This window comes from Rhodococcus sp. ACS1 (genome assembly GCF_002300155.1).
In the GTDB taxonomy this organism is placed as follows: domain Bacteria; phylum Actinomycetota; class Actinomycetes; order Mycobacteriales; family Mycobacteriaceae; genus Rhodococcus_F; species Rhodococcus_F koreensis.
This window is the reverse complement of record NZ_NSDZ01000025.1, coordinates 1-1,326: the sequence shown is the minus strand read 5'-3', so window position 1 is coordinate 1,326 and position 1,326 is coordinate 1. Positions and strand designations below refer to the sequence as shown.

Annotated in this window: 2 protein-coding genes; one reads left to right on the top strand and one right to left on the bottom strand. The window is 66.0% G+C overall.

Annotated elements, in window-relative coordinates; all coding sequences use genetic code 11:
• On the top strand, positions 1 to 183 hold a 183-nt coding region (locus tag CJ179_RS50415; RefSeq protein WP_143549096.1), incomplete at its 5' end, for an FCD domain-containing protein.
• 69 nt (positions 184 to 252) lie between these two features.
• Here the strand turns inward: CJ179_RS50415 and purU are convergent.
• Positions 253 to 1,101 (bottom strand): formyltetrahydrofolate deformylase, encoded by an 849-nt coding sequence (gene purU / locus CJ179_RS50410; RefSeq protein WP_072951716.1) that lies wholly within the window; start codon positions 1,099 to 1,101, stop codon positions 253 to 255.
• Positions 1,102 to 1,326: the final 225 nt, after the last annotated feature.

The window sequence follows — 1,326 nt, the reverse complement described above, 5'->3', positions numbered from 1 at the left end:
CTCGACGCCCACGCCACCCGCATCTGGTGCCTGTTCCTCGACCGACTCCCCGACGTCGCCAGCCACGTCCGCGAGCATGCTGCCTTGCTGCAAGCCATCGTCGACGGCGACGAGGACACCGCGTCCGCGCTCACCCTCGCGCATGTCGCCGGTTTCGAGCAGGCCATCCGAAACCTGCTGTAGGCGCTCCGCGCCCGTGCGCCTTTCTGGTTGTTCCCGCTACCAGAAAGGCGCACGGGCGGCGAAGCCGCCTCAACTGAAGACGACCGTCCGGTGTCCGTGAAGCAGGACGCGGTTCTCGCAGTGCCAGCGCACGGCCCGGGAGAGTGCGAGGGCTTCGGCGTCCTGCCCGACGGTGGCGAGTCGCACCGGGTCGAAGGTGTGGTCGATGCGGATGACTTCCTGCTCGATGATGGGACCTTCGTCGAGGTCGGGTGTCACGTAGTGGGCCGTCGCGCCCACCTGCTTGACGCCGCGATCGAACGCCTGGTGGTAGGGCTTGGCGCCCTTGAAACCGGGCAGGAACGAGTGGTGGATGTTGATCGCGCGCCCGCGGAGCGCCCGGCATGCGTCGTCCGACAGCACCTGCATGTAGCGGGCCAGCACCACGAGGTCGGCGTCGTACCGGTCGACGAGCGACAGCAGTTCGGCTTCCGCCTCCGGCTTGGTCGTGGGGGTGACGGGAACGTGAACGAACGGCAGGCCGGCGGCCTCGGCCATCGGCCGCAGCACCTCGTGGTTGGAGACGACGGCGACGAGTTCGGCGCCGAGATTGCCTGCCCGCCAACGGAAGATGAGGTCGTTGAGGCAGTGGCCCATCTTCGACACCATCACGATGACGCGGGGCAGATCGCTGCCGTTGAATGTGAACGTCATGCCGAACTTCGCGGCCACGTCGGCGAATTGGGCGGTCAGGTGCTCGATGTCGACGTCGCCCGCCGACACGAACGACGTGCGGAGGAAGAAGGCGTCGCTGCGGGTGTCGTCGAACTGCTGATGTTCGGCGATGTCGCAGTTCTGCTCGAAGAGGAAGGAGCTGATGGCGTGCACGATCCCGGGACGCTGTGCGCAGCTGAGCGTCAGGGTGAAGGTCTGGGGCATGGGGTCTCCTCGAAGCGGAACCGTTGAGGTGTCAGTTCTGAAGAACTGATATATCAAGAATGCTATTGCAGAGTAGAGAAGCGGGTCAAGGGGCCGGGGCCACCACCTGGCCGAGCGAGGCGGCGGACCCGGCGCCGGTGTGGTTTAGGCTCGGATTTTTTTCATTTCGGGGTCGACGAGGGGTTCGGCGACGATGGTGGCGGGGATGCGGGTGCCGAAGTAGTC

What these genes read in the sequence shown, in the direction of transcription:
- purU (WP_072951716.1), bottom strand. Translation starts at nt 1,101, where the DNA reads ATGCCCCAGACCTTCACCCTGACGCTCAGCTGCGCACAGCGTCCCGGG.